The organism is Johannesbaptistia floridana, from assembly GCF_057440575.1.
Window position 1 is genome coordinate 1 of the sequence record NZ_JALKVM010000359.1, and the last position, 6,701, is coordinate 6,701.

The 6,701-nt window shown below is 38.6% G+C and carries 6 protein-coding genes; 3 read left to right on the forward strand and 3 right to left on the reverse strand.

Features of this window, described 5'->3' with window-relative positions; all coding sequences use genetic code 11:
* The coding region (locus MW688_RS19890; protein ID WP_486737756.1) for an RRXRR domain-containing protein at positions 1 to 1,162 on the reverse strand (1,162 nt) is incomplete at its 3' end.
* Positions 1,163 to 1,471: 309 nt separating this feature from the next.
* On the opposite strand from MW688_RS19890, the gene MW688_RS19895 reads away from it, so the two are divergent.
* Positions 1,472 to 1,636, forward strand: coding sequence for a YqaE/Pmp3 family membrane protein (locus MW688_RS19895; RefSeq protein WP_486737757.1), 165 nt, complete (start codon positions 1,472 to 1,474; stop codon positions 1,634 to 1,636).
* 196 nt (positions 1,637 to 1,832) lie between these two features.
* On the opposite strand, the gene MW688_RS19900 is transcribed toward MW688_RS19895, so the two are convergent.
* Positions 1,833 to 4,175, reverse strand: coding sequence for a DNA polymerase III subunit gamma/tau (locus MW688_RS19900; RefSeq protein WP_486737758.1), 2,343 nt, complete (start codon positions 4,173 to 4,175; stop codon positions 1,833 to 1,835).
* Between the two features lie 95 nt (positions 4,176 to 4,270).
* On the opposite strand from MW688_RS19900, the gene MW688_RS19905 reads away from it, so the two are divergent.
* Positions 4,271 to 5,473, forward strand: a complete 1,203-nt coding sequence (locus MW688_RS19905) for a tetratricopeptide repeat protein (protein ID WP_486737759.1) — start codon at positions 4,271 to 4,273, stop codon at positions 5,471 to 5,473.
* 28 nt (positions 5,474 to 5,501) lie between these two features.
* The gene (locus tag MW688_RS19910; protein WP_486737760.1) at positions 5,502 to 6,101 is read left to right on the forward strand and encodes a Uma2 family endonuclease; all 600 of its coding nucleotides are present in this window, start codon (positions 5,502 to 5,504) and stop codon (positions 6,099 to 6,101) included.
* Positions 6,102 to 6,511: 410 nt separating this feature from the next.
* Here MW688_RS19910 and MW688_RS19915 read toward each other — a convergent pair.
* Positions 6,512 to 6,701 (reverse strand): hypothetical protein (locus MW688_RS19915; protein WP_486737761.1); only part of this gene is annotated, 190 nt, incomplete at its 5' end.

Sequence of the window (6,701 nt, forward strand, 5' to 3'; positions counted from 1 at the left end):
GTTTATTCGACCTACGAATTAACATAACTTTCTTGAGAGAAAATTGCCCAATTCGCTGCCAATTGTGGTCGTAAACGCTAATATTTTTGGCCTTAGCATCAGTAAAACCTCCAACCCATCCCATGTAAGTTTTTCCTGCTTTCTCAGCCATAACTTTGTCACCGTATCGTAATCCAAAGGGAGTAATAGTCCCTCCTTTGCGTTTACGAATACCGCCTTTTTCTGCATTATCAAAGTGCAAGGCACGACGAAAATAAGCTGGCCTAGTTATTACCTTGAAAATGCAAGGAGTTATTTTGACAGAACCTTTCCAGATCCTTGTCTCAGAATTTTTCCTAGCAGTTAGCCCATAACAGATAAATTCGCTTGCCGCTAAAGCAATGCCGTCAACAGCATGAGATTCTCGGACTTGAGCTTTCTTATCTTTAATTTTTTCTAATCCCAGATATTTGCGGATTTGGCTAGTTCCATTGCTATTTTTCTGCCAACCATAAACAGTTTTAACTGGGGCGATAGATTTGAGTTTTTCGACGCAATAATTCTGCCCAATCATTACAGGGGAAAATCCTTTGCCAGAACGCGCCCCCTTACGATTACTGGTTAAATCTACGTCAGCTTTAACCAGTTCGTAAACAATCTTGCTAATAGGGAAGACTTGGGACAATTCTTTAATTATCCTCATCTCCATTTCCCGAGAAGCTCGAATAGATGGAGCTATTTTACCCATTTTGCCACGATTATCAAATCGTTTTTCTCGGTGGGCACGCTGATTAAAAGGCACTTTCCTGTTAATTCTTCTACTTCGTCGCGCCCGGCGTTGTAATGCTCGGCCTCTGACATTTTTTTTAACCTTTCCTTTTTTAATAACCGCAGAACCAAGTCTTTCTTTAACACGGTCAAACGGCAAAACCAAATGGGCGGTAAAAAGCGTAAACTTTGCGGACTGAACAGCAATTCCTGTATAATTCTTGCCCGGGTCGCAACCGACGGTTATTTTCTGAGTCTCACGGCCTGATGGCTCGGCAACTAATCGAATATAATACAATCCGGCATCATTCCAATGCTCAGTAGCTTTGTTTTGTTTAACCCAACGGCGTGCCCGCGATGCTTTGGTAGGCATTGCCGGAGAACCATCGGGATTTTGAACTGGTACTCGCAACATAAGAGATAATCCTTGTTTTACAAGTTGTAAGTCCCTAAGACCACCAAAAGCCTTGTGTCCTGCAATTACGCAGTGCTTCCACCCAAGGAAGCCAACAAATAGTCCGAGCTAGGGAAATACCCGGAGGTGTTATGGCTTTTGGCTTTTGGTAAGCGCCAACTCTTAGTCAGACGTTGGGTCGTCCAAGCTGCGCGGCTTCAGCCCGCAGAAGTTGACAATTATGTTAATTTTTTCGGAAAAAATAGCCACTTTACTTAAAAACCAGACACAATAGTATGAGTAAATCTTGTGAAGTTGGTAAATATCATCATGGATGATGCAATCAAAATAATTTGTGCAATTTTTCTACCACCTCTGGGAGTTTTTCTAGAAGTTGGTTTTGGTAAAGATTTTTGGATTAACGTTTTGTTAACAATTTTAGGCTTTTATATTTTGGGAATTGTTCATGCCGTTTGGATTATTGCCAAAAAATAATTGCCAAAATATAGAGGGAACAGGGAGCCTCAGATATTATTATTCCCTGTTCCTCAGATCTTTCACTCTTAACATTTGTAGTAAAATAACGACTCTTTCGGGATTATGGTGTAAATTGTTACATTTTATTCCTTCTTCCTGTCTTGGTGGACGTTCCCTCACTCATTTTAACTTTTAATTAAGCCCACCTACTTAATTAATCATCAAGAATTTCTCCTTGGAAAAACCTAGCGATAGTTTCAGCGGCAGCTTGTAGCTTTTTATCCATTTCTAGAGTATCTATATCTTCAATATTTTCTGTGATGTTTACGGCATTTGGCGACTTAACCTCCGTGACAATTGTTTCAACTTCCTTAATAGAAGATACGGTTTTTGGTTGTTGTTGGTTGACAGCAGATGGTGGTGTTGATTTTACCTCTATATTTGGATTTGGTTTCGGTGAAGGATTCGGAGGGGGGGAAGAAGTAGAGACTAAACTATTTTTTTTTTCCTTGGGGAAATTAGATACCTCCAAATTAACTTTGATGGGAGTACCAAAAACATCAGCAAAAGTTGCCTCTATTTCAGGGATTTTTGTTTCAAGTACTTTGATCAGATTTTCACTACTGACACCTACACGAGCTACAGTACCATCAAAACTGAGTAAAACCCCTTGTTGATTTAAAAGGGTACGAGTGGGGAGGGATTTAACTGTATCTAAAACTTTTTGCCAAATTTCTGCCAGAGAAATAGTCTCTTTAGTTATTGTTTCAGCAGGTTTAGCTGGTGGAGGTTCATCTTGGCTTCGATTTGTTCTACTTGCGTAAGATCTCGCTAGGGTGTCAGCGCGTTCATTTCCTTCGTTTCCTTGGTGTCCATATACATGCTTCCACGTCACCTTTAATTCAGAATTAAGCAAATCTAGACGAATCCACAGGTCTTTGTTAGCTACAGGCTCTTTCTTGCTGTTTTGCCAGCCTTTTTTCTTCCAGCCTTGTATCCATTGAGTGATACCCTTGATTACATATTGACTATCTGTATAAATAGTTATGGGACTAGTATAATCTATCTCATCTAGGTAATCTAAAGCAGCGATCGCCGCTGATAATTCCATCCTCTGATTAGTAGTGTCGGGTTCATATCCTCCTGTTTCTTGAATTGCTTTTTGAGAAGAATAAACTACATAAGCCCAACCACCAGGTCCAGGATTACCTAAACAAGAACCATCGATGTAAATAGAATCAATTTTCTCTGATTGCTTAGTGGTTGGAGTGGGAGTAGATGTAGATGATGTTGATGCTGTTGTAGAATCAATTTTCTCAGATTGCTTAGTGGTTGGAGTGGGAGTAGATGTAGGTGATGTTGATGCTGTTGTGGAATCAATTTTCTCAGATTGCTTAGTAGTTGGAGTAGGGGTAGATGCAGGTGAGGTTGATGCTGTTACTGATACAGAAGTTTGACTCCTATTGATTTCTGTAGGAATCAATCCCAAGAGAGTTAATTCTAACCAAAGATGAGGTTGAGTGGTATTTTTGATTTGTACTTCGCTATCTTTGAGATATTTTTCTCCTTTGAGAATATCTGTGACTTCCCATAGTTGTGCTAAATCTATTAATCTCTTCCAAGTTTGAGGAGTTACGGTTACTAACTCTGTTTGTTGGGGTGCAGTTTTAGCAATCAGGAGATTGAGATAAAAACTAGCTAAGTTTTGTAAAACAATTAGAGGTTCTTTGCCTCGGTTAAGAATATTGCGACATTGGGCTAAAATCTCTACAGGTTGTTGAGCGGCGATCGCTTCTAAGAGGGTAATTAAATCTTGTTCTGGAGTTGCCCCGACTAAGTTCCAAACCTTGTCTGTGGTAATTTCTCCTTCTAATAGGCTAAGTTGATCCAAAAGACTTTGGGCATCCCTCAGACCACCGTTAGCTATTTGAGCCACTAGAGTTAAACTTTCTTTCTTGATATTTATCTCTTCTAATTTAGCAATTTTAGCTAAATGTTCTACCATTGACGTTAGAGGTATACGCCGATAGTCGTAGCGCTGACAGCGAGAAATAATTGTGGGGAGTACCCTCTGAGGATCTGTTGTCGCCAGCACAAAGATTACGGCTTGTGGTGGTTCTTCTAAAGTTTTCAGTAAAGCATTAAAAGCTGCTGTACTCAGCATGTGGCATTCATCAATTACATACACTTTGTAGCGGCATTGTACTGGGGCAAATTGTGAGCGTTCGATGATTTCGCGAATATTGTCTACTCCAGTATTAGAAGCAGCATCAATTTCAATCACATCTAAGGCACTTCCTTGGGAGATACCTCGACAAGCCTCACATTTTCCACAGGGATGGGGAGTGGGTTTTTTACTTTCAAAACAATTGAGAGATTTTGCTAAGATCCTAGCAGAAGAAGTTTTTCCTGTGCCTCTAGGACCTGTAAATAAATAGGCATGAGCGATTTTACCCTTGGTAATGGCATTACTCAAAGTGGTGGAGATCGCCTCTTGACCAACTAGTTCACTAAAGGTTTGAGGACGATATTTTTGGTGGAGAGGTTCGTAAGACATGGTCATAAACAGATACAATAGAGGCAAGATATGCTTATTTATATCTTGCCATTTAATTTAGTAGTTTTTACAGCAGCAAAAAGGGAAGAAAAAGAATGCTCCGGCAAATCTGGCAATCGCTTAAGCAAATTTTTAATAGTTTACTAGCTTTAATTAGACCACAATCTACACAATCTAAAGGATCTCGGAATTCTCTAGCGGATCATTCAGACTCGAAACCCCCCTTAAGCGATACAGATTATGAATTTTTGTTTAGTCAACTCCTTCAAGGGGTTAATAGTGGTTGGCATCAAAAACGAGTACTTTCATTTTTCTATAAGATAGGCGATCGCAGCGATCAAAGTAGCTGGGTAGCTTGGTTAGAACGTTTTGGGGAAAAAGTTTTAGCTTCTCGGGCACCTAATCAAGAATTAGCGGTTAGAATGGTCCGTTTTGGACAGTTAACGGAATTTTTGCCGCCAATTCGACGTATTGGACAAGAATCTTATCAGATTGGCAAAGAATTACTGAATCGACAAAGACAACAACGCCAAAACCAAATTTGGGAATATTCAGGATCTGATAGTTCTGAATCTACCCCAGAAACTAAACCACCAACGCAGCCAACAAATCAGGAAACCCCTTCTGATAATAAAGCAGTTGAAGCTTTAACTCCAGATCAACTATTGACCCATCTTTATGAAAATCCTCAGATAGCAGAAGCTTTAGCTAAACAATTAGGATTAGAGGGAAGTAATCCCGAACATTTGGTTGAAGCACTAGTTAATCAAATGTTACAATTCCAAACAAAAACTAAATCAACTGATTCACCAGATGGAAAAACATGGCTACAAAAAGGTTATGAAAAACTCAGCCAAGGAGATTTAAGAGGAGCGGTAGAATGTTATGATCAAGCTATAGCAATTTCTCCCAATTTAGCTGAAGCTTGGTACCATAAGGGCAGTGCCTTAGAAAATCTTGGAGAATTACCAGCAGCGTTGAATAACTATGCAAAATCTGTGGAACTTGATGGTAATAATTATATAGCTTGGAATGATTTGGCTAAGATACTCTACAAATCACAAAGGTGGGAAGAGGCGATAATAGCTTGGGACCAAGTTACAAGAATTAAATCTGACCATTACCAAGCTTGGTATAATAAAGCTTGTGCCTTAGAAAATTTACAAAGATTACCTGAATCTATCGAAAGTTATCAACAAGCTTTAGCGATTAAACCGGATTTCAATCAAGCAGAATCTCGTCTCAATGTTCTCAGGAAACAAATAGAAGAACAAAATCAAAATCAAAATCCTGAGTGATTTTCTTCAGTTAAAATAAAATGATTGTATGTTAATCAATACTAAGCTTCCCCTAAATATTGACTACCTTCAAAAACAAGACCAAACTTTCAGTTTAGCAGGAATGACTTGGACAGACTATGAAAAATTTAATTCAGAAGAATACCTAGGCTATAGAGTTTCTTATTTCCATGGAGTAATTACTTTAGTGTCTCCTAGTAAAAATCATGAAAGAATTGCCCAAACTATTGGTATTTTAGTATATGCTTATTGTAGAAAGTTCAATTTACCTTATTTTCCCATGGGCTCTACTCGATTGGAAAATAAACCCCTAGCTGCAAAAGAACCTGATCTAAGTTTTGCCTTTAATACAGATAAAGATATTCCTGATTTAGCGATTGAAGTTATATTGTCTAGTGGGAGCATTGATGATCTTAACAAATATCAAGCTTTAGGTGTTAAAGAAGTTTGGTTCTGGAGACAAAATAAAATTACCTTTTATCAACTGCAAAACCAGGGATATATCGAAATTACCCACAGTCAATTTTTATCTAATTTAACATCTGAAATACTCGAAAATTTTGTTAACCAAGGACTTACTGAAAGTCCCCTAATCACTGAAACAGAATTTCTCAAACAAATTGATTAATTGTTGATATGAGGTGTCAGGTGTCAGTATAATAACAGGGCTATTTCGTTCTTGAGAAAGAAAATGCTGAGGAGAAGCCGGGAGCTTCTGAGCTTCTGAGCAGGGTTTTGTCAACCTGATTTGGTATAAATACAAAACATTAGTAGGGTGCGTTAACGCAGTATAACGCATTGTACTTAACACATAATATGTAATGATCAGTTTTGATCTTAGGAATCGCTGTTCTTAGGAGCTTCCCACTAGCTCATATCTTATCTTGCACCAGAACTTATGTACTAAATTAACCTCAGAAAAAGTTCATTTCTCTTTCGCCTAAGAAAAGTAGCAAAGGTCATCCGTTCCCCGGATTTTAAATCCGGGGCGATAGATGACCGCCCTTATGCGGTCAACCAATTTTTAAGCTTTGAGCATTAATTCTTTAACTCATTACTTAAAGACGTAAAGACTTCAAAACTCCAAAACTCATTACTCATTACTTCAAAACTCATTACTTCAAAACTTAACCACCACAAGTAACTTTGGGGTAAAGATGCAAGATCTGAGACTAGGGGTGCAATAAACTTACTCAAAATTGCCAGCGAAAGCGGAGAGCGCCTTAGA

Coding starts and splice junctions, on each gene's coding strand:
- MW688_RS19895 (WP_486737757.1), top strand. CDS start 1,472: ATGGATGATGCAATCAAAATAATTTGTGCAATTTTTCTACCACCTCTG.
- MW688_RS19900 (WP_486737758.1), bottom strand. CDS start 4,175: ATGTCTTACGAACCTCTCCACCAAAAATATCGTCCTCAAACCTTTAGT.
- MW688_RS19910 (WP_486737760.1), top strand. CDS start 5,502: ATGTTAATCAATACTAAGCTTCCCCTAAATATTGACTACCTTCAAAAA.
- MW688_RS19905 (WP_486737759.1), top strand. CDS start 4,271: ATGCTCCGGCAAATCTGGCAATCGCTTAAGCAAATTTTTAATAGTTTA.